Consider the following 920-nt stretch of genomic DNA (forward strand, 5'->3'; position numbering starts at 1 on the left):
AGTTCTTCATTCTAACGGGAGACGATAGTTCATTCAACATTAGGCCGCTCGATCTGACAGAAGTCGTCGACTGCAGTATTCCGTTCCGACGCCCTTCCGCACTGAACGACAAGCTGGAGAAGAGTCTGAAGGACAGACGGCTATGCTTGAACTTTCATCATCCGACGAATACGGCTAAGCTGATGCTGCAATGCGTGAAGGAAGGTCAAACAGAAAGGCTTGGCAAAAATACGAGCTTATGCCGAGAGATAAAGTAGGTATATTGTCCTGCAGAAGCCGGCTCCGCAACGAAAAAAACTTGGCCATCTGCGTAGTTACGCATACGATGCAAGCCGCAATAGACGGAGGCTTGTATCCCGAAGCGGCTTTCACTACCAGCGATCTCTGGACTCAGCATATCGAGGAATTGAACAGTGTGGACGAGGTGTTTATCAAATGTATGCGAAGCGCGTTCTCCCCGTTGAATCGAAAGCGGGGAGCGGTTCTGCAAGACGCCCCCAATAACCGGCTGGGCCAATATCTGAGATAAGACCATAGTTACGGTATCGAAGAAAGGCTAACAGCAAATAAAAAAAGCCCTCATAATCCGCGATGAAGCAGTGAAACCGCCCTGCTTCTACGGCAAATAAGGTCCAGAAGGAATACGTATCCTCGTCTTTTTCTATCCCAGTAGACATGATGGAGAAGATGCACAGTGTCCAGCCATCGTTGCAGCAAGTTCTACCCCTCCCCTCCATATGAAATAAAGTATATGCAATAATGTAAATCAAGGCATGTTAAAAGTAAATCCTTTCTTCTACAATGGGACTCAAACGGATAGAGGAGAGGTGCTTGGAATGAGATATGAAACGGTAAAAACGGATATTACCGTCATCGGCGGCGGCTTATCCGGCGTTTCTGCGGCGGTGGCGGCCGCGCGT

2 protein-coding genes are annotated in these 920 nt (G+C 48.5%); both read left to right on the forward strand.

The genetic code is table 11. From position 1 onward, the window contains the following. Positions 1 to 257 (forward strand): hypothetical protein (locus PAT3040_RS37065; RefSeq protein ID WP_181376630.1); only part of this gene is annotated, 257 nt, incomplete at its 5' end. Then, positions 239 to 529 carry a hypothetical protein gene (locus tag PAT3040_RS15230; RefSeq protein ID WP_108993409.1) on the forward strand — a complete coding sequence of 97 codons (291 nt, stop codon included), beginning with the start codon at positions 239 to 241 and terminating at the stop codon, positions 527 to 529. The genes PAT3040_RS37065 and PAT3040_RS15230, both read left to right, overlap by 19 nt. The last annotated feature ends 391 nt before the right edge of the window (positions 530 to 920 follow it).

The organism is Paenibacillus agaridevorans (assembly GCF_003112455.1).
Taxonomy (GTDB): domain Bacteria; phylum Bacillota; class Bacilli; order Paenibacillales; family Paenibacillaceae; genus Pristimantibacillus; species Pristimantibacillus agaridevorans.

Coding starts and splice junctions, on each gene's coding strand:
- PAT3040_RS15230 (WP_108993409.1), top strand. CDS start 239: ATGCCGAGAGATAAAGTAGGTATATTGTCCTGCAGAAGCCGGCTCCGC.